Source organism: Nitrospirillum iridis (assembly GCF_014205765.1).
GTDB lineage: Bacteria > Pseudomonadota > Alphaproteobacteria > Azospirillales > Azospirillaceae > Nitrospirillum > Nitrospirillum iridis.
Genome location: NZ_JACIIZ010000010.1, coordinates 119097 through 138680 on the forward strand (window position 1 = coordinate 119097; position 19584 = coordinate 138680).

The following is a 19584-nucleotide window of genomic DNA, read 5'->3' on the forward strand; positions in this document are numbered from 1 at the left end:
CCCCGCTACGCCAATCCGTGGCGGGGGCTTCTTACCCCCTGAGTAAATGACCGACTTCATCACCGCCCATGCGCGCCTTGTGGGCGACGCTGCGGGCTATGCCATCCACCGTACCCAGGAAATCCCCAGGGAATTCACGGACCACCTTCAGGCCCTCCGTGACGCCTCCGTTGAGGCCCCTATGGGCAACCATCACCTGACCGCCTCCGTCCCCGCCGCCGTCCATGAGAAGTGGTTGCGCGAGGGCTACGACTGCACCCGCGAGCCCATCCGCAGAACCCTGAAGCGCCTGCGCGATGAAGGCCTTGACGCATTCATCGCCACGAAACGACGGATCTAGGGCGATGAACTACGGCGACATTAAGGGCCGCATCAAGTCGCGCGTGAACCGCAAAGACCTTTCGGACGACCTAGCGGCCCAATTTGTTGACGAAGCCATGACCCGCATCGGGCGTGTGCTTCGCATTCCCTCTATGGAACAGCTGTTCACTGTCGGGGTAAGTGATGGATTTACTGGTATTGACATACCTAATGACTTCCTGGACCTACGCGCGGTCTTTCTGGACCACACGGAGTTACGCCGTGTCGCGCTTCCGGAGTTTCTTCGGATGCATCCTCACGATACGCCGCGTGTCTTCACGCGCATGGGGCCGCGCTTCCTAGTTCGGGGGACACCCCGTCCAGGTGTTTCCGTCTATCTCAACTACTATGCCGCCTTCGGCGCGTTGATCGCCGACAGCGATAAGAACGCCCTGACCGAAGCATCCCCTGACCTGATCACTTACGCCGCCCTCTCGGTTGCCGCTGACCACTTTGTGGATGACCGGCAGGCATCTTGGGAGGCCCGTTATCAGTCCATCCTATCCGACATCATGGCCCAGGCTGAGAGCCTGGAAATGAGCGGCGCGGTGATGGCGGTACCTGCCGCCTACGACGCCAACGACGGATACGCGGGCTATTGATCCAACGAACTGCTGAACATGGGTAATTCCTCCTTCTTCGGCCTTGATGGGGTCTCTGCACCCCAACAGGTCACCATTGACGAACTCAGCGCCCAAGCGCGCGCGGCCATCAGTACCACCCAGACCAGCGCGACGACCGCGCAGGATGCAGCCGCGACGGCAACTCAGAAGGCTAGTGAGGCCCAGAGTGCGGCGGCGATATCTTCAACATCCGCGATGCTGGCGGATCAGCGTGCGGTCGCGGCCCAGGCCTTGGTAGCGGATGCTACCGGGTTTGTTGCGACCGCCCGAGACGCCGCCACCACGGCGACACGGAAAGCCAGCGACGCTGACACCTCAGCAACAGCCGCCGCCGGTTCCGCCACGACGGCGCAGACAGCCGCCATAACGGCAAACCAGGCGGCCAGCGGTGCCACCGCCGCCCTGACCGCCATGCAGGCGATCACCGCGCGCACGCCTACCGTAATTGGCGGCTACTCGGTCAGCCTAACCGCGACGGGTAACAGCAGCGTCACCCTACCGACCTCAGGCACCCTGCTGTCATCCGTCCGGAACCTCGCGGACCTTGGTGACCCCGCAGCGGCCCGGGGGAACCTTGGGCTTGGCTCTATGGCTACCCAGGGGTACAACGCGGTGGCGGTGACCGGCGGGACGGTCTCTGGCACCACGGCATGGACCGCCGCCAAGATCGGACTGACGTATGGGGGAACCAACGCCGACCTTTCCGCGACTGGTGGCGCTGGCCAGGTCCTGAAACAAGCCTCAGCTGGCGCCCCCGTTACGGTGGGCCCCCTGGCCGCCTCTGACATCTCCAATGGAGTGACGGGTTCGGGTGCCGTGGTGCTGGCTAATAACCCTACGCTACCGGGCACGCTGGCGGTTAGTGGCAAGATCAACGCGGCGGCGGGCATTCAAACCGGCGTTCAGGCATTCTGGCTCACGACGGATGGCACCGGCCGTCAGAATTGGTATTGGAATACGGCTGGGGGCTCTAGCCCGACCTTGGTGACGTCTAGCGAGGATGCCGCCAATATAAGACTAAGCACGACCAATACTGGCGATGGCGGCCTCTTCGAATTTCGTTCGTTTGATGGCCATTCTTCGGCGGCGGGTGCGGCCATCACCTGGACTTCGGTGCTGTACGCGGACCTGAACCATTTCGCTTTTCGCGGCAACGTGCTGTCTGCCGACCTGACTAGCTTCAAGTTCAATGGCAATCAGGTCGCCTACAATAGCATGACCTCGGCTTTCACGTTTGGGGGCGCCGTGGGCGCGCCAACGGCTGCCCAGGATACCAATACCGGTCAGTTGGCCACGACGGCCTATGTGCTGGGGCAGGCTAGTGCCGCGACCCCCAACATGGCCGGTACGGCTTCCGCAGGCGGTAGCACCCGCTGGTCGCGGGGGGATCACGTCCACCCCACGGATACCAGCCGGGCGCCACTGGTCAGCCCAACATTCACAGGCACCGTCACGGCCCCCATACTGGCCCCTGGTGGCACAGGCATCCTTACGACCACCCTTGATGCCGCTACGCTGCTGGCAGGCTCTATCAGCAAGGCCGGGGCGCTGACGGCTGATGGCAATCCGACCACATCTCCCAACACCGTGACCGACAACGGCGTCGTGCTGGTCAGTAAGACCGGGCACATCCGCATTGAGGGTGCCCATGGTAGCCGCAACGTAGGTCAGCCGGGCCGGGGTGGTGGGGCGTATCTTTGGGGCGGTTATGCCGCGTCCGGATCCAATGGGGCGGGCGGGGCGGCTAACCTCAATGGTGGGAACGGCGACGGCTCGGGCAACGGCGGGGCCGTCAACATTTCGGGGGGAAACGGTGGCGCTACGGGCACTGGTGGCCCCTTAAACATCTTTTCTGGCGCGACTACAGGGACAGGTTCAAGTGGCGTCATCACGCTCGCCTCGGGGAACGCCCCAACGGGCGGGACAGGGGGCGTCAACATCCGTTCGGGTGCGTGCAACACTTCCGGATACTCCGGCCCGGTCCTGGTGACCACTGGCGGGTCTGTTGAAGGCGCGGGCGGTTACATCGCGATTGCCTGTTCGGACGCAGCGTCGAGCACCGGCGCTACCCACAACGGCAGTGGCGTCAGCATTACGGCGGGCGGCACGATCAACGGTGGCATCCCCGGCGAAGTCGTCATTACTGGCGGCAAGAACGCGGGGAGTGGCAACGGCGGAACGGCGGGGTCCGTGAAAGCTATCGGCGGTGCTGCTGATGGCGGTTGGGCTGGCGGCTGGTTTCAAGGTGTCGGCGGTACCGGCGGTCCTACGAATGGCCCCGGCGGGCAAGCCCTGCTGGCGGGCGGTACCGGCGGTGGTTCCACGGGGGCCGGTGGTGCTGTCAACATCGTTGGCGGCGCTGGTGCGTCGGGCGGTGTGGGCGGCAACGTCTATATCCGTGGCGGCGCTGGCACCACCCGTGGTCAGGTCCGTATCCAGACGGGTGCAGGATCAGACATGATCATCGTATCGGACGGCCTGGTGAATCATGTGGGCATCCCCGTCACCCCCATCCGAACCCTGGCCAATCTCCCGGCGGCTTCCATCGCGGCCGGTATGAACATCCTGGTCAGTGACCGCGCGTACCGCCCCGTGTGGTCCAACGGTACCGCCTGGATTTTCGCGGACGGTACGGCGGTGACGTAATGAATGATAATCCCAACCATGCCCACGGCCTGTTGCAGGCGTAAAGGAACCACGAAGGAATGCCTGACATCCCCAACGACATCCTGCTGCTACTCGGCCGGATGGACGCCAAGCTGGACACGGCCCTGGGCCTGACCGCTGACCATGAGAAACGCCTGAAGGTGCTGGAGAATGCCCGTGCCCGTCAGCTGGGCGCCGCAGCAGCGATAAGCACCCTGGCGGGGTCCTTCGGGGCCTATGCAGTAAACCACCTGATGCCGTAAGGCGAAAAAAAGCCCCCTTCCACGACGCCCTTGCGGGTATCGGGAAGGGGGCTTTTTTCTACTACTACAGCTCGACATGCTACTGGAATAGAGCCGCCTACCTCACGGTGTTGGAATAGCACTAGCTACCTCACGGTGCTGGAATAACCCGAGGTAGCTAATTCAGATTAAGCTACGTTAAGCAACGTCTAAATTTAGTTTAGGAGCGCTATAACCAACATAACCTGTCGCACTGTAATTCAATAACCTGTTGAAATGAGTGCCCATCAATCTATGGAATTCCAAGGCAATCGTTTCCTTAATGAGAAAAACTCATATCCGTTCTCAGCGCGCGGCCAGGGGCGAGAACTTGGCATTCGGGCGCCAAAACTTGCGTAAAATCGATCATCGCCCGAAAAATCGCTTCACCCGCCTGCCAGAATCGCGTATATGTGGTCACCGGAAGAAACTTCCGGCGCCACACAACGGACAAACTCACCATGGCAGGGCGAGGCAGTTCAGTGGGCAACGGCCTGGGCCCCTACACAAGGGTCCAAGGGCCTGGCGCCGCTCCCGCAGGGGCCGGTCTCCAAAACCGGGCCCTGCTGGGGCAGTTTATACCACGCATGACTCATAAGGGCAACACACCGCGAACTCAAATTCGTGGTGTGTTGCCTTTCTAGTTCAAGGCTTATTTTGCGCCTTTACCTTAGCTACTCTGGCCCGATGTTGCGCAAGACGCAGGCGGTCGTTGAATTCTCGCGCCTTTGCAATCATCCACAGTAACGCGACAGCGCCGACTACTCCGCCAACCCACATGCGATCCAAGGCCCTGCCCAGGCTTCCTGATGTTCCTTCAGGTATACCAAAGCCGCTAACCCGACCAGAAGTTCAACCAGCTTGCTCATAAGCCCCCCCCCCCGAGGCATCCTTTTAGAATGCGCAAGGAATATTCTTGTCCGTAGATGCGGTCAATAACGCCCGCAAACGACTCCTAATGCGATGCATTGTGTTGTAGAATGCCACTTACACGAGTCATTTTATCGATGTGGAGGGTATCATGACGCTTGAAACTGCTGCATCAGCTCAGTCTCGGGGCGGCGATGCGGAGACGGTGATTGCTTCGATTGTCTGTCGTTTTCAAACAAATGACAACGACAAGGACAAAGATGATGGTATTTCAGAAACATACAAAAGAGGACGTGAAGTTCTTGGAAGTAATCAATCATGGGGACGGGATTTATGCTATCGAGATCACAACACAGATTGGGGTCAAAGATTTGATATTTCTGGCTTTAATATATTAGCCCGTGACGTAAGTTCGATAGTTTATGAGTGGAGTATGGATAATGATGACGAATGGAATGTCGGAATGACGGTTCTCATTAAATTGCAAAACGGCCACGAGTATGAAGTCGGCGGCGCTTACTACAACATACACCGTGGATCAAAGAGTGGAAGCATATCATTGCATTGGTAAATCAAGGTAATTACAAGAAAATAAGGCCCCTCTCAAGCCTGCTTAGGTGCAAGGGAGGGGCCTCAGGCATTAGCGGGGCCCACGCCGGGGACGGTCAGGACGGTCGGCAATCTCGGCCACCAGTAGGGCGAGGTAGTAACGGGCGGTGAACCGCTCGACGGCCTAGGTGAAGGTGGCCGCGATCCCGCCCAGGGCCGCGAAAAACAGCAGCAGGCACAGGATGTTGACGATCATCGGGACCCCTGAGGAACCAGCCGGGCCAGCTTGGCCAACCCTTGCGGTGTCACCCGGACTTGCTCATGGACACGGGGTTCCCCGTAGCTCCATCGGACAGCCGTGATCTTGTGTTCCAGGTCGCCGTTCGTGGTGCGGGTCTGATACCCCAGCCAGCGAACCGCGCCGGGCCGCTTGTAGATCCACCCGTTGCGCGACAGGAACGTGAACAGGGTCTTGGGGGCCACCTGAAGGGCCTTCGCGGCCTCCGTCACGGTCAAGCTGCCATCCGCCTCAATGATGCGGTCGTGAACCTCGACCTTGGGCTGAGCCTCGGCAAGTTGGGCTTTCTGGCGGTCAACGGTGGCTTGAAGGACCGCCATGGCCCTCAAAGCCAATTGCTCGGGGGTTTCCTCGGGGGCCGCGACCATGTACCCGCCGGTCTTGCGGATAGCGGGGAGGACTTCCCCGGTCACCCACTTGCGAAAGCGGTGGGGGACTGATCCGGGCGTCATCGCGCCCTGACAGCGAAGGATGATGGTGTACAGACCGCTTTCGCTGACGATGGTGAATGCTTGGGCGCCGCCACGCCGTCCGGAATGACCCTCAGTATTGCTGATGGTCATCTTTTCGTCGTCGTCCAGGCGACCCGCCGCCATGCTGGGGTTGGTCAGATTGAGCGCCCGGCAGACATCCGCCAGGACAAACCAGGGTTCCCCCTCGCGCTGAAGCAAGCGCACGGGGTGGTCCTCGAAAGAGAACGGTATCAGGTCAGACATTGGGGTTCCTTCAGGACGCGAAGACACCTTCGGTCCACTCAATGATTGCTGTGGTGCGCGCCACGACCGGCCAGGCGCCCATGTAGGCCCGGCGGTGGGCTTCGCCGCTATCGCGGTGGGCGGACATGGCGCCGTTGGCGTAGACGTTGATGAGGACGCGGCGTGAGCCCTTGAAGGCCTCGGGGACGTTCACCAAGTCGTCCGGGCTGTCGCACTCTTGGCCCACGAAGTCGTTGCCCTCGCGGGTCCACAGTTCAACGCGCTTGGTGCCGTCGCGCTCCGTGACGATCCCCGCCAAGGGGTATTCGCCGGACACGTTGCGGTACACGATTTCCACGGCGCGACCGTCACGGGTCTGCACCGGCTTGGTAGGATCAAACATCAGGCTTTTCCTCTTGAGTGGTGGGGTTGGTCACCCGGTCCCCGCCGGGTAGGCGTCAGGGGTCCTTGGGGATGATCCGCAGGACCGCCACGCGGCGCCGCTGAAGGCGCAGGGGTTCCAGCTGGGCGGAAATGCGGTAGTTCCAGGGCTGGCCTACGGTCCCGTCCGCGTACAGGTTGACGAAGACGGTGGGGTGGTCCTGAAGGGGCTCAGGCAGGAACGGGCGGACCCGCTTAGGCATCGAAACGGCCCTCGACCGCGTCCACTTCGACGCGGACACAGGCGATGCGATCCGCGCCCGCCCGGTCGTCCGCGATTTGCCGCGTGGCGTGAGAGGAAACCACGGAGACACACGGTGACGTTACCGAGTACACGTTGATGTACCGGATCACCTTGAACGGTTGCGGGACCTGGATCAGGTCCATGGGGTGTTCCGCGTAGGCGTCCACCACGTATGATCCGCCCCGGCACCACCGCCGAAGGGTCATTTCCCCCTTGAGGTAGCCAACGATGGGACATATGCCGGGCGCTTCCGTGGACAGTATGACCACCTCGCGGCCATCGCGGGTCTGAACAGGCTTCGTGAAATCGAGCATGGGAAATCCTTTCGACCCGGCGCGCGGGTCTAGCCTTGGGCCTCAAGGGGCCGTCAGGTTGTCGGGGAGGTGGCTTTAGGGTCGCGGTGGGGGCACGGTCACCGGTCCACCCATGAAGGTATCCGGCGTCACCAGCCAGGCCGCAGGGACCCGCCAGCCATCCTCATCGGCATCGTCCGGCGGGCTGCTGGCGGGCTTCGCCTGGGCGACCATACGCGCCCCGAAGAATTCCACCTTTTCGGCGTCATACAGGGCCGTGTTGCCGGGCTTGCCGTTGCCCATGCGGGCCGCCGCCAGGCGCCAGATGGCCTTGAAGGCGTTGCCTTCGGCAAACGTCATGTCCAGCGCTTCGATGATGTCCAGGCATTCGGCCGTGTACGGGGCCACGCCGGGGGTCGCGGGGTGGGCGATGGGAACCTTGTAGTAGTCCGACGATCCGCCGGTCAGGGGCTTACTCATTCCCGGTCCCCCTGAGTAAAGGTGACGCGCGAGCCGTCCGGAAGGATTTCCTTCACCAGGACTTCCCATGGATCGTCAACGGTGCCCACCCAGTCCGACTTGAAGTACACCACGCCTTGGTTGGTGCGTAGGCATAGATCGTCATCCGTATCAACAAACCACGTACCGTTGGTCAGGCCCTCGGCAGTGCCGAAGTCTATCGGCCCAGGCCCTCGCATGATGGTGTAGCCCATGGCGTCACCTCACATCGCATAGAGGGTCACGGCGGTGCCGGCGGGGACCACCTCGGTTACCTGAGCGTCGCTCGCAGCCATGGGGGCGGGTGTGTAGTCCTCGCGCCGGGTCCAGAAACAGACGATGTGATCACCGTCAACGCGCAAACACAGGTCGCCGTCACCATCACGGAAGAAGGTACCCGGCTTCAGGTCGGCGGCGGTCGAAGCGGTGTGCGCAAGGGGCGTGTAATCCGTCTTCATTCGGTCATTCCTTCAGGTTCCCACAGGGCAATCGCCCCGGCTTTCCAATCGAAATCGCCCGGCCTGAGAATTCGGGCCAGGCGGGCTTGTAGGGTTGCGTAGTCGTCGGGCAGCTGCTTCGACCTATAGGCGGCCAGGACGGCGGGCCACAGGTCGGCGGCGGGTCGTGGGGTGTCGCCCAGGATGCGGCGGGCGGCCTTGTCACCGGCCCGGGGAATGCCCTTGTAGCCGTCCACGGGGTCCCCGCAGATGACCTGGTACATCCACCACCAGTCCGCCTCATGGGGCGAGATGACCACGACCTTTTCCGCCAAGGGGTTATACAGGCGGCCCGGGATGGTCTTCATGTCCTTGTCAGGGCTTACGATGGTCTTCCCAGGGCCGGACAGCAGGCCCATCACGTCATCCGCCTCAAGACGGTCCACCCGTTCACACGGATACCGGCCCAGCACCCACGCCAGCAGTTCGGCATAGGCTAGGGGCTTTTCCCGGCGGCCTGCCTTGTAGTCGTCGGACATCTCCCGGCGGAAGTTTGGCACGGCCGACGAAATGCACAGCACGAAGTCGCCCCAGGGGTCGGCCTTGCGCCACGTCTCTAGCCGCTTGTCGAATTCCTGCTTCGCGGCCTCTACGTCATAGACCCGCTGGCCGGGGTCGAATTCGTCTTCGGAAAGGACGGCGGCTTGATAAAGCAGCACATCCGCGTCAATGAGAAGGGTGGTCATCAGGCGTAGGGGTTCACGAAGATCCACCCCGGGTATTTCTCAGACAGCCGGTCGAACCGCCGCCGAGCCCGGTCCACGTCTTCAGCGGATCGCGGTTCGCGACACAGGGTAAAGCGCTGAAGCGTCTTATCCCGCTCGTATTCCGGGGTCTTCACCACCGCGCCACCCGTGTAGGCAACGCGGCAAATACCGAAGTCCATCCGGTCCACCATCCGCATGTCCCCCATTTCCGCAGGGTCCAGGATGATGACTTGGACTGGGTACGGATGATCCGGCCCGAAAGCGCCGCTGTAGTCGTAAACGGCCAGGACTTCGGGGGACAGGCCGGTGACGTACTCGCAGCCCCCGACGCTGACCACAGGGGACCCTGAGACCCCTAGAAGCTGGTCCAGCCGCGCGACCGTGGTTTCCACACAGGACCGGCTATTCGGCCGAAGGATGTCATCAGGTGGCGGCAAGGCCGTGACCATCACGTCGATATCCTTGATGGGCCGCCCGTTATCCAGGTCCCGCAAGCACCCCCCAGCGATCACCGCCGCAACTCCCTTGTCGTGCAGGCGGTGAAGGGTTTCCGTCCAGATGACGGGAAGTTGCATTTAGTGGGTTTCCTTCCAATTGCTCCCGACATCAAAAGACCCGTCCAGGCGGCACTTGACCCCCAGCCTGACCCCGGCATCGGTGATTGATTGCTTTGCGATTTCCCCGACGCGCTGGGCGTGTTCCGGGGGGCAGGACATCTGCCATTCGTCGTGGACGTTGGCCAGGAAGTGCACCCAATCCCGATAGTCACCCCGTAGCAGGGCGTCCTTCAGGACCGGCCGGTAAGGCTGATAGAGCCCTGCGGCCTCAAGGCGATCCGCGAGGATCACCAGGGCGTACTTCATGACAATGGCGCCACCCCCCTGAAGCAGCGTGTTCAGGGCGCTATGGGCACTGCGGACGTTCAGGTGTCGGCCGTCCAGGGCACGGAGATGGCCCCGCTTTGCGGCCTGTTGGACATCGGCTATCAGCTTGTCGATACCCGTCATGCCCGCCGTGATGGCCTTGCTACTCAGCTTGCCGATGGCGGTGCATTGCTTGGAACCCTTCTTCAGCCAGGCGGCGGGGAAGTCCACACCAGCGGCGCGCATGTCCGACAGGATGGTGAATCCCAACTTCCACAGCCCGGCCCCGTACATGAGGGCATAGAGGTAGGTCTTGGCGCCGTCTCGGGTCCGCAGGCCGATGGTGATGCTCTTGCCGGACCAGGCGTGAACCATGAGGTTCGACAGGGCCTTGAGGTTCACCGAATGGATATCAGTGCCTTTGGCCTTGTCGCCGTTCAGCACACGGTCAGCAAACGCGCCACCGTCGTAGCGGGCCAGGTAGTGGCCCAACATGCGGGCTTCCAAGCCTTCCGCGTCACACCCAACCTGGACGTGCCCGGGATCAGGACCCCAGCAGGACCGCATGAGGCTGTCTTTGTCCACCTGGGCCACGTTGGGCTTGAAGTGGGACATGCGGTGGGTGCCCGCGCCGCACTGGTTGACGGCGCCGTGGACGTAGCCTTGCCGTTCCAGCTTCAGCCAGGCGTTATCGCCGTCGCTGACCTGGCCCAGCATCTTGAGGCACCGGAAGTACCGCAGCAGGGCTTTAGCCTCAGGAAAGAGGGCTTGGGCCAAGGTGCTTTCATCAATCTTCGGGGCGCCCTGGGGCGTGAACTCGGGGCTTTCCCAATCGTATTTATCCTTCAGCCGCTTGGCGATTTGCGGGCGGCTTCCGGGGTTGAAGACCTCAATCTTGTCCTTGAGGCGCTTCCCGGTCTTCGCGCTGTAGCGCTCATGAATGATCGGCGGGAAAATCTGCTGTAGTTCGCGCTCGATATCCGTCAGTTCCTGCCGAAGGTCCCCTTCGATCCCCCGGGCAAGCTCACGGTCCAGCTTGAAGCCGTGCTGTTCCTGCTGGGCCAGGATCAGGCCCACGCGATGCTCACAGGCACATGGGCCGGGGAAGGCGTTCCGGTAGGCCTCAAGGGCTTCCCAGACCTTGCGGGTAACGTCCACGTCCCGGCGGCAGTATTCAGCCATCTCATAGCTGAACTGTGTCCAGTCGCTATGGTCGCCTTTGGGGAACCCTAGGCGTTCACCCCAATCCGCCAGGGCGTGGGCGCCTCGGGGGTCCCGCATCCGGGACAACATAAGGGTGTCGATTTGTTTGCTGGGGTCGATAGTCCCCGGGAATAAGCGCTCAATGGCCCAAAAGTCGAAGCCATTGCCATTGTGGGCGATTACTTGACTGGCGCCTTTAAGGCGCTTCAGTCCTTCACGGAGGGGCCGATAACGACCGTCCCCGTGGTCCGAATAGACTTCCGTTTTACCGTGTAGGTCCCCGATGGAGAGACACCAAATTCGGGTCAACTCATGCAAAAGTCCATCCGTCTCAATGTCATAGAGGACGGTGGTCAACGATGTTCCTGATCATGAGAACCCGCCCGGCATCGCAGTGGATACCAGGCGGGGTGATGGCGTCAGACGACGCGGGTTCAGGCGGCGGGAGCGGCCTTCTTCGCGCGGGGCTTGCGGGTGACCTTCGGGGCCTGGACGGTCATGCCGAATTCCGCGCCCTTCAGGGCTTCGTGGTCCTTCAGCGCATAGACGGCATTGGCGGCGGCGGCCACGGTCGCGGCGCGTTCGATTTCGGTCGAGGCGACGGGCAGGGAAATGGTGATCAGGGCGGTATGGGTGTTGGTCATGTTGATGTTTTTCGTTCGGTTTACTGGTGATGGTGATTGAGGCGGTGCAGGGTCCCTGTCGGGTTACCCTCAGGCCGCTGGGGTCTTCTGGGTTTCCTTCAGGAAGAAGCCCAGGGCCGCGGCGCCCCCCGTCAGGACCGCGCCCACGGCGCCCGCCTGATCCGGGGAACCGGCCACAGCGGCGGCGGTGTTGCCAATGATCCGGGCCACCTGACCGGCGGGGTCATAGTTGGCGATGCTGCCAATGGCGGCCAGCGCAGCGGCGACGGCGGACCAGCTGCTAGGTTCCTTGGCGCGTGACCACAGATAAGTGCCAAATTTCTCAAGCATTCGATTTCTCCACGAGTTCGGAAAGGGCGTCGAGGGCGGACGGCAGTTCCTTGATCCGGAACCACTCGTGTTGCCGCTCGTGCCGCGACGCTAAAAGTTGATGGGCGGCGGCTTCCGCAAACACCGCGTCCCGGACCTTGAAGGACTGGACAAGGAAGTAATCGCGGTGCGGGGAGCCTGTTTGATAAGACTCAAGGCGCTGGTGCAGACGTGAGGCACGCCCCACTTTGTACCAGCCGGGCCAAGCGGTATTTGCGATGACATAGACGTGACCCGGCCTCGGTTTAGAATTCCGAGTCATCGGGAGGTGCGTCACCAGTGTCCGGGGCGTCTGCTTCTATCAGGCGTCCGGTGTCCTTGTGGTACTCAAGGTACCCGCCGATACCCGTGTCACCAGAGAACCGGTTTTTGAGGACACGGAGGGTTGTGAGGTTCGGCCGGTCGCCCTGCTGGTTTCGTTCGGCACCAATCACGATGTCCGACAGCTGGGCGATGCTGGCGGAACCGCGCAGCTGCGACAGGCTGGTCAGGGCGCCTTCCTCATGGCCCTTGCCTTCAGGCCGCTTGAGGTGCGTCACCAAGATCAGCCCAATGCCTAATTCCTGGACCAGGGTTCGTAACGCGGTCATCGCGTTATCGATCAACCGGCGTTCGTCGCCGTCCCCCATGCCCGAGACCACGATTGAGATATGGTCAAGGATGATCCACCGGCATTTGCAGGCGTGGGCCAGGTAGCGGACCCGAGACAGCAGGTTGTCGATTTCAGTTGAACCGAAGTGGTCATACAGGAACAGGTTGCCGCTGCTGAAAGTCCGGTCGAAGGCTGCCCGTAGGTCGCTGTCATTCACCCCGGCCATGCTGACGTGCAGCCGGGTGTTTAGCTCAAGGCCCAGCATGCCCAGGGCAGTGCGGCGAATGCTTTCCTCAAGCATCAGCATCCCGACCCGCTCACCCCGCTTTAAGAGGTGGTGGGCGACTTCGCGGACGATAGCCGACTTACCCACGCCCGACCCGGCGGTGACCGTGACCAGTTCACCGACCCTCAGGCCGTAGGTGACAGAATTCAGGTCTTCCCATGGGTACGGGACCGAGAACGCCTCGGTGCGATCCGCGATGGAATCCCATAGGTCCGCCGCGTTCACGATGCCATCGGGCCGCCACGGCGCGGCGTTCCAAATGGCGGTTGTCAGGTCTTTGACCCGCCCCGCCTGCAACAGGTCCGAAGCGTCCTTGAGGGGCCATGCGGCAATCTTGACGCGCCCCGGCGGCAGGAGGGGGGCGCACTCGGCCGATGCCTTGCGGCCCGGTTCGTCGTTGTCGAAGGCCAGTACGATTTCCTCGAATTTATCGAGGTAGTCTAAGGCCTTCTCAATACTCGCCTTCGCCCCCGCCGCACCGTTGGGGACGGACACGACGGGCCAGCTGTTATTCTGAGCCTGGCTGACCGACAGGGCGTCAATCTCGCCCTCGGTGATCACGATGCGCTTACCGCCGCCCCATAGGTGCTGGCCATAGAGGCCTGACAGCTTCCCCACGACGCGGAACGTCTTATCTGGGTAGCGGATTTTCTGGCCGGTTAGGGCACCGTTCTTGTCGTAGTAGTTCGCGATTTGGACGGGCTTGCCGTGATCGGTCCCGACTTCGTATCGCCATTTCTTGGCGGTGTCTTCAGAGATGCCGCGTTTTACTAACGCCTGGGCCTCTCCGCTGACGAATTGTACTTCTTTGCTGATATTTCGACCCCCTGAGGGGCGGTCACCGGACGGGCGTCCGGGCTTGTTGCAGGCGAAACAGAAAGTCCCGCCTTCGTGGTCCACACACAGGCCGTCTGATGATCCGCAGGCTTTACAGGGCAGATGTAGGGCCGCCCACTTAGACATGGATCACAGGGCGTCCGCGTAGTCCTTCAGGGCCTGGGCGAAGGCGTAGAAGGCATCCTTCTTGACCCATTCGTAATCAATGGGGTCGGTGCCGTTGTCGAAGGACAGCTTGAAAGTGCTGTCGCTGTCGTCCTTTTCGATACGCAGTTCACCGCCCCACAGGCCGGGTGCGTTGATGATGGTGGTGTCGCGGTCGGGGAAGGTGGATTTGTAGAGCTTCGGTTCCGCCTTCACCTCGGGGGTCGCCAAGGTCCGGCCGGACTGCTGTTCCGCGTAGGCGCGGATGCCATCCGCCAGCTGAAATAGGGCTTCAACGTTGCTGGTGACCTGACAACCGGGGCCACGCCCCGGCCGCCCGGCGTGCAGGTAGAAGCCATCCCCGTCCTTCTCGATGACGATGCCCACACCGGACGTGCGGGTCAGGATCAGCGTGGTATCGCCGTCATCCGTGAGCGTGAACCCGCCGCGTTCCACATCGGCCGCCCGGGGAACCGGTTTGGCTTCGGACTGTTCGTCCTTGCCGTCGATGCGATCCGCCACGATCACCAGGCCCCTGGCCAGGTCGCGCAGGCCCTTGGTGTCGGTCATCTGGTCCACCACAGCGCCTCCGTGGCCGGTCATGATAGTGATCATGTCATCGTGCGGGCCAGCCGACACGCGCATGCAAGCGCCGTAGCCGTCTTCGGTCAGGTCGTAATGGGTGATGGTGTTGACTTCGGTGGTCATGTCTTCGTCTTTCAGCCGAACCGGAAAAGGGCGGCGATGCGGTTGGCGCGCTGGCCCACCTGACGCGCCCATAGGCTGTCCATGGCGTGCACGGCGGCGGTGTTGAAGTCGTTGGATTGCAGGGCGGCCAGGGTGCCCTTGAAGGTCTTCAGCTTGGCGACGCCCAGGTTGAACGCCATGTTCGCCAAGGCCCGTTGGCGCCCTTCGGACAGCTGACGCCACCACAGGCCCAAGCCGCGATCCATCGCGTCCAGGGTGCGGTGAATGTCGTAGTCCCGGAGTTCGTCTATCTGTTCGTCTGTCAGGACCAGGGCATGCAATGGGGTGTCCTCGGGGATACCCAGGTGGTCCCGCAACGCGGTGTCCAATGGGCCGGTCAGCAGGTTGTGGCCTACGCCTATGGTGGGGACGCGGGCGGTGTCGTAATACACCGTGAAGCGGCGCCCCTCATCACGGTCCAGGTCCCGGCCCAACTTGGCTAGGTCAAGGGTCGGGGCGGTCACTCGAAGGCCTCGAACACGTTGCCGCCGGATCGAACGGTCAGGCTGTCAGCGGAGAAGCCAGCGGCCTTAAGGGCACGCAGAGTGGTCCCCAAGATCATGTCGAGCGTCAGGACCGGTGCGGACGCAGACATGTGCGTGGTGTTCACGTCCCCGTTATCAAGGGTCTCGGAGAGAGAAACGGAAACGTGGCTGCTGTTGCTGGTCATGTTGGGTGTCCCCGTCAGGCGTAGGTGATGCGGCTGTCGGCCGGGCGGCGGATCATCGGGACCCCGGGGGCCTTCTTGAGGCCCACCAGCGGGTGTGTGACGACGCGGTATTCGACGTAGGGGGTGCCATTCAGGTCACGCTTGCGGGTCTTGGTGAATTCCCATCCACGGGCCGCCAAATCGGCAATACGGCGGTGAAACGACGCCACCCCATAAAGATGCGAGGCTTCCAACGGCGTCAGGGTGCCACGGACGCGGAAATGCCGCGCCAGCAAGTCAAGCTGGGTCATGCTGAGATTTCCTTGATGGTTATTTGGTAACCCGGCACTTCGTCTTTGGCCGCGTACCGTTTCGTCACGTCGAGGTGGACAATTTGCTTGTCGTCACCCCAGAACTTTTCAGTCTTCGTGATGGCGTCCAGCGGCCCCTTTGCCAGATTGTCCACATCCCCGTTTGGATACGGGTTGGCGGGGTTGGCGGGGCGCTTACAGACGCATTCGAGGGAAACAGAAAGGGGGCCGGTCATGACCACCCCCGGCCCCTGCTGGCCCGCGAACCATTCGGCGCAGTCCTTGCGGAAGCGCTCATAGGTCGCGGGGTAGTAGGTGCCCCACTTGCTAACGCGGGGCCTGGCAGCAGGGACCGGGGCGACGGGCACCCACAGGTCCAGGACGGTCATTAGAAGTCGCCACCGTCCGTGTCAAACGGTGCGCTGTCGTCGGCGTCGTCGGCCACATAGCCGCCTTCGTAGGCGTCAAAGCCGTCCATGCCGCCGCTGTTCTTGGCGACCAGCTGGACCATGTTCAGGTAGAGGGTGACGCCCTGAACGGTGACATCAACCATCTTGCCGTTCTCGCGGACCTTCTCCGTCTTGGTGAAGGGACTGGCGGCGACCTTGATGCGCACTTCGTCACCGAAGCCGATCTTCACCGACTTCGGCAGGGGCTTTCCGGCGCTGTCGAATAGCTTGGGCGCGCTCTTGGTCTTGGCGACGATGACGAACTTCTGAGCCCAATGCTCAAAGCCTTCCTTGTCGGCTTTGTCGGCGCCGTCCTTGATGGGCGTGATCAGGTTGTCACGGTCATAGTCCGGGCCGAATTCGGCAACCGCACAGTCGTTGATGGCTTTGCGCATGGCCGACAGGTCGGCGTCCTTACCGACAAGCAGCTGAATCTTGAATTTGTTGTCCGCAAACTTGCCCTCGGTGTCCGGGGCGTGCAGATGCGGGAAGGCGGCAACACCAACCGGAGAGGTGGCGTTGAAATAAACTCGTTTGGCCATGGGGTCCTGAAGGGAGGCCCCGGGGTACCTAAGAGGCGGGTCCGTCCGGCACGCTTCAGGCCGCGTCAGGAACCCAGGGGTCAGAAATGGGAACCCCCGCCACACAGGGCCGGAGTTTGGATAATCCGGGGGAGTGGCGGGGGCTTAGGGGAGGCTGGCAGGAGACCGAGGGGAGAACCGGCGGTTTCTGCAATAGGCGGGAAATTTGGACGCCTATATCTAACTTATTGTTTTTATTACTGTAATTAGCATCGCCACGGGGAACGTTTTGGCGCCATACGGCATAGTTTAGAAACACGCGCGCGAATGCAAAAACCCCCGCTTGAGGGCGGGGGCTTCAGGTCACGAGAAAAAGAATTCGGATTGTAGGACTTCGGCCACGTCCCATGATCCACGTTGCGGCGGGTCTGGCAGGTCCACGCCTGGGGCATAATCCGCGACATAGGCCTGGAATTCCGCCAACCAGTCGCCCCGATACATGGCATACGCCTGCTGACGGATCACGTCCCGCAACCTGTCCACGTCGCAAGCGTGGGTGCCATAACTGTCGTGGATCATATGGAAATCGCGGACGCCGGATGGCGTCAGGGCATTGACGGTGTTCTGAAGCATGCAGCCGTCAAGCGAGTGAATGACATTGGGGGCGGCGGCCAGGGCCATCTTGTTTGCGTCCAGCCTGGCTTCGTCATCCTCGCGCCACAACTTCAACCGCCCCAGCGAAGTATCAACCTCCCGCACGGTCAGTTTGCGATAGGTTTGCCAGCATACGGCCCCGTTGGGCGTCTGCCAGCGGAAGGGAATTTGATGGTCCGCCAGGGCCTTAGCGACATCCTGAAGATACCCCATGATCGCCCGGCCGTTTTCCATCGCCTCATCAAGCCCGGCGCTGATGGCCTGTTGCATGTATCGCGCGGCGGCAATCTTAAGGGCGCGATCTTCGATATGGTTTACATGACCGTCCGACAGCTGGAATTCGGTGATACCTCGGGTCGTTACGCCATACGGGGTGGTCATCACCGCCCGCTTGACCGTGTTGCGGGACACACGGCCCACCCACAGCGCCGCGACGACCTGAGCGGTCGGACCGTCCTTCCCAATCTTCCGGGTGGCCGCGTCACCTTCACCAGCGTCGTCAGCGTCCACCCGCGCCTTCACCCGGTCGGCCACCGCCTGATATAGGTCCCGGCGGTCGGGGAGGTTCCGGCAGTTGGTCGCGGCGGCGCCGATAGGATCACGCCCCATCATGCTGAGGTGCTGACAGCCGTTGACACTGCCATCCATAGGTACCGACAGGTGGGACACAAAGTCAGCCGCCCGCCCGCCGTAGGTGTGCGCCTGTGCCCACTCGTGGCACCCGGCCAGAAACCGCCAAGGGCTGTCCTGTTCGGTCCACCATGTGTTTGCGAGCGGGTCCGCAGCGACCGCGATGATTTGGGACTCATGGTCGAGCACCCACCGCACCCGGTCATCAAAGGGCAACTTGTCCTGCCCCGCGTCGCCCGCGATCCGCACGGCCAGCCAGTATAGGCCCCGAGTGCCCAGGCGCTTACCTTCCGCAAAGTGTAATAGCGATTGGCTGAGGCCATCCCCCTGCGGCGATAAGTCTTGAGGTAATGGATACATCCTTAGTCGGAAATCAAAGAAGTGAGGAAACCAGATAGCTTCGCGTTCCTTCAGGTCTTCCGCGATGCCGATCTTACGCATAAATTCGCAGGCATCGGAAAACATCTTTGAGTTTGTCTTGTGGATATCCTGACGGGTCTTCAGGTATGCCCTGCGGCCATCGTCGCCCAGGGCCTCAAAGTCCGCGTCTGGCATCTTCGGCGGCAGGGCCTTAGGGGCGTATTGCGGGATCATCGGATGATCCGCCGCCAGCATCGCTTGCGCCGTTTCCAGGATGAACCCGTTGATCCGCCAGGGTGTCGCCTGGACACTGTTGATGGCCCTCAGGGCTGCTTGGGATAGCCCCTCGGGATGTGCCGCCGTGTGTCGGTGCACGCTGTGCCGCACAAGATCATTCTTCAACAGCACGTAACCGCCCGCCGCGCGCGTCTTTCCGGACGCGTCCATTTCCATCCGCCAGTCCAACGGCGGGGCGATCATGGGCAGCAGATAGGGGCGCGTCAGTTCGTCCCGGTCCCGATTGGCCAGGATTGCGGCTTTCGCTTCGTCGGAGAGGATGACCCGCTTCTGAGTCCGTCCGCCTGCGGCGACCGTGGCGACACATACGGCGCCCCGCGTCGCTGCTTCGGCAAGCCCCAGGAGAATAGCCGCCGCCTTCAGCCCAAGGGCAATTGGCCATTCTTGGTCAAGGTCGAGCACTGCGCGCTGAGTCTTGCGGAGCTTCGCCAGCGTGGATGAACCCAACTGACCCCGGGTGGCCGCTTTCTTGATCTTATCGGCTACATCAGCCAAGCCCGCGTCAGTGCCTGCCCTATCAATGGCCGCCCGAACGGTCATTTCATCCCTTAGCGCTTTCGCAAGCTGAAGCTGGACAGCGGTTAGAGGCGCCCCCCACAGCCCGTCATCGGGCGCGCGGAACGAGAGGACGCAACGAAGCGTCAGAAAGGCGACCACATCGGCAGGCAGGGCCGATATGAGGATGTCCTCTTCTTTGGTGGTCCAGTAGGCTTCCCCCAAGGCCTTTTCGGGAACCACGTCTTGGTACGTTTGTATAGCGTTCACCAGCCCTTGGTGATCCTTGGTGCCCATGAGGCACCGCATGAACTGTTCGCCTAGGGCGTGCTGGGCCAGGTCAACGCGGTCCAGTTCATCCCGGTACCGCTGGACGCCCCGGCGGACCATTTCGGTTTCCCAGCGGGCCTGAGCATCCCGGGCCGCTATGTCGAATTCCTGCCAGGAACGATTACTATTCAGGCTACTTTGTGTCGCCATGGAGAATGGTTCCCTATAGAGAACACCGCAGTAAAGCTGCGGGTTTCAGGT

26 protein-coding genes and 1 pseudogene are annotated in these 19584 nt (G+C 61.9%); 5 read left to right on the forward strand and 22 right to left on the reverse strand.

The window, feature by feature from the left end; genetic code table 11:
• Positions 1-46: 46 nt before the first annotated feature.
• The 5 genes from FHS74_RS17825 (at position 47) to FHS74_RS17845 (ending at position 5351) form a co-directional block, all read left to right on the forward strand.
• The gene (locus tag FHS74_RS17825) at positions 47-340 is read left to right on the forward strand and encodes a hypothetical protein (protein ID WP_184803038.1); all 294 of its coding nucleotides are present in this window, start codon (positions 47-49) and stop codon (positions 338-340) included.
• Positions 341-344: 4 nt separating this feature from the next.
• Entirely contained in the window at positions 345-962 is a 618-nt protein-coding gene (locus tag FHS74_RS17830; RefSeq protein ID WP_184803040.1) for a phage adaptor protein, read from the forward strand.
• 18 nt (positions 963-980) lie between these two features.
• A complete protein-coding gene (locus tag FHS74_RS30985) occupies positions 981-3629 on the forward strand; it encodes a beta strand repeat-containing protein (RefSeq protein ID WP_184803042.1) in 2649 nt (882 codons plus the stop codon).
• 59 nt (positions 3630-3688) lie between these two features.
• Positions 3689-3892: a hypothetical protein gene (locus tag FHS74_RS17840; RefSeq protein ID WP_184803045.1), complete on the forward strand. Its 204-nt coding sequence runs from the start codon at positions 3689-3691 to the stop codon at positions 3890-3892.
• 1039 nt (positions 3893-4931) lie between these two features.
• Positions 4932-5351 carry a hypothetical protein gene (locus FHS74_RS17845; protein WP_184803047.1) on the forward strand — a complete coding sequence of 140 codons (420 nt, stop codon included), beginning with the start codon at positions 4932-4934 and terminating at the stop codon, positions 5349-5351.
• 230 nt (positions 5352-5581) lie between these two features.
• Here FHS74_RS17845 and FHS74_RS17850 read toward each other — a convergent pair whose 3' ends face one another.
• The 22 genes and pseudogenes from FHS74_RS17850 to FHS74_RS17950 all read right to left on the reverse strand — a co-directional run bounded on the left by FHS74_RS17850 (position 5582) and on the right by FHS74_RS17950 (position 19533).
• Positions 5582-6298 (reverse strand): phage antirepressor KilAC domain-containing protein, encoded by a 717-nt coding sequence (locus FHS74_RS17850; protein ID WP_246463220.1) that lies wholly within the window; start codon positions 6296-6298, stop codon positions 5582-5584.
• Positions 6299-6353: 55 nt separating this feature from the next.
• Positions 6354-6725 (reverse strand): hypothetical protein, encoded by a 372-nt coding sequence (locus FHS74_RS17855; protein WP_184803049.1) that lies wholly within the window; start codon positions 6723-6725, stop codon positions 6354-6356.
• A 55-nt stretch (positions 6726-6780) separates the two neighbouring features.
• Positions 6781-6966, reverse strand: coding sequence for a hypothetical protein (locus tag FHS74_RS17860; protein ID WP_184803051.1), 186 nt, complete (start codon positions 6964-6966; stop codon positions 6781-6783).
• The gene (locus FHS74_RS17865; protein WP_184803053.1) at positions 6959-7321 is read right to left on the reverse strand and encodes a hypothetical protein; all 363 of its coding nucleotides are present in this window, start codon (positions 7319-7321) and stop codon (positions 6959-6961) included. The genes FHS74_RS17860 and FHS74_RS17865 overlap by 8 nt, the downstream gene beginning before the upstream one ends.
• 75 nt (positions 7322-7396) lie before the next feature.
• Positions 7397-7780: a hypothetical protein gene (locus tag FHS74_RS17870; RefSeq protein WP_184803055.1), complete on the reverse strand. Its 384-nt coding sequence runs from the start codon at positions 7778-7780 to the stop codon at positions 7397-7399.
• Positions 7777-8013: a hypothetical protein gene (locus tag FHS74_RS17875; protein ID WP_184803057.1), complete on the reverse strand. Its 237-nt coding sequence runs from the start codon at positions 8011-8013 to the stop codon at positions 7777-7779. Before FHS74_RS17875 ends, FHS74_RS17870 begins: the two co-directional genes overlap by 4 nt.
• A gap of 9 nt (positions 8014-8022) precedes the next feature.
• A complete protein-coding gene (locus FHS74_RS17880; RefSeq protein ID WP_184803060.1) occupies positions 8023-8256 on the reverse strand; it encodes a hypothetical protein in 234 nt (77 codons plus the stop codon).
• On the reverse strand, positions 8253-8981 hold the full coding sequence (locus FHS74_RS17885; RefSeq protein ID WP_184803062.1) for a hypothetical protein: 729 nt from the start codon (positions 8979-8981) through the stop codon (positions 8253-8255). Before FHS74_RS17885 ends, FHS74_RS17880 begins: the two co-directional genes overlap by 4 nt.
• Positions 8981-9577, reverse strand: coding sequence for a nucleotidyltransferase family protein (locus tag FHS74_RS17890; RefSeq protein ID WP_184803064.1), 597 nt, complete (start codon positions 9575-9577; stop codon positions 8981-8983). Before FHS74_RS17890 ends, FHS74_RS17885 begins: the two co-directional genes overlap by 1 nt.
• Complete coding sequence (locus FHS74_RS17895; RefSeq protein WP_246463221.1) at positions 9578-11146, reverse strand: DNA polymerase; 1569 nt, start codon at positions 11144-11146, stop codon at positions 9578-9580. It abuts the gene before it with no gap.
• A 33-nt stretch (positions 11147-11179) separates the two neighbouring features.
• Positions 11180-11425: pseudogene (locus tag FHS74_RS31315) on the reverse strand (ribonuclease H-like domain-containing protein); the annotation flags it as partial.
• Between the two features lie 77 nt (positions 11426-11502).
• On the reverse strand, positions 11503-11712 hold the full coding sequence (locus FHS74_RS17900) for a hypothetical protein (protein WP_184803068.1): 210 nt from the start codon (positions 11710-11712) through the stop codon (positions 11503-11505).
• 69 nt (positions 11713-11781) lie between these two features.
• Complete coding sequence (locus tag FHS74_RS17905; protein ID WP_184803070.1) at positions 11782-12042, reverse strand: hypothetical protein; 261 nt, start codon at positions 12040-12042, stop codon at positions 11782-11784.
• Positions 12035-12343, reverse strand: coding sequence for a GIY-YIG nuclease family protein (locus tag FHS74_RS31320; protein ID WP_184803072.1), 309 nt, complete (start codon positions 12341-12343; stop codon positions 12035-12037). Before FHS74_RS31320 ends, FHS74_RS17905 begins: the two co-directional genes overlap by 8 nt.
• Positions 12327-13859, reverse strand: a complete 1533-nt coding sequence (locus FHS74_RS17915) for a DnaB-like helicase C-terminal domain-containing protein (RefSeq protein ID WP_211106377.1) — start codon at positions 13857-13859, stop codon at positions 12327-12329. Before FHS74_RS17915 ends, FHS74_RS31320 begins: the two co-directional genes overlap by 17 nt.
• A 66-nt stretch (positions 13860-13925) precedes the next feature.
• Positions 13926-14648: a hypothetical protein gene (locus tag FHS74_RS17920; RefSeq protein WP_184803076.1), complete on the reverse strand. Its 723-nt coding sequence runs from the start codon at positions 14646-14648 to the stop codon at positions 13926-13928.
• An 11-nt stretch (positions 14649-14659) separates the two neighbouring features.
• Complete coding sequence (locus tag FHS74_RS17925; RefSeq protein WP_184803078.1) at positions 14660-15151, reverse strand: glycoside hydrolase family protein; 492 nt, start codon at positions 15149-15151, stop codon at positions 14660-14662.
• Positions 15148-15357 (reverse strand): hypothetical protein, encoded by a 210-nt coding sequence (locus tag FHS74_RS17930; RefSeq protein WP_184803080.1) that lies wholly within the window; start codon positions 15355-15357, stop codon positions 15148-15150. Before FHS74_RS17930 ends, FHS74_RS17925 begins: the two co-directional genes overlap by 4 nt.
• 14 nt (positions 15358-15371) lie before the next feature.
• Complete coding sequence (locus FHS74_RS17935) at positions 15372-15647, reverse strand: helix-turn-helix domain-containing protein (protein ID WP_184803082.1); 276 nt, start codon at positions 15645-15647, stop codon at positions 15372-15374.
• The gene (locus tag FHS74_RS17940) at positions 15644-16036 is read right to left on the reverse strand and encodes a RusA family crossover junction endodeoxyribonuclease (RefSeq protein WP_184803084.1); all 393 of its coding nucleotides are present in this window, start codon (positions 16034-16036) and stop codon (positions 15644-15646) included. Before FHS74_RS17940 ends, FHS74_RS17935 begins: the two co-directional genes overlap by 4 nt.
• Positions 16036-16638, reverse strand: coding sequence for an ssDNA-binding protein (locus FHS74_RS17945; RefSeq protein ID WP_184803086.1), 603 nt, complete (start codon positions 16636-16638; stop codon positions 16036-16038). Before FHS74_RS17945 ends, FHS74_RS17940 begins: the two co-directional genes overlap by 1 nt.
• A gap of 342 nt (positions 16639-16980) precedes the next feature.
• On the reverse strand, positions 16981-19533 hold the full coding sequence (locus tag FHS74_RS17950; RefSeq protein WP_184803088.1) for a DNA-directed RNA polymerase: 2553 nt from the start codon (positions 19531-19533) through the stop codon (positions 16981-16983).
• Between the last annotated feature and the right edge of the window lie 51 nt (positions 19534-19584).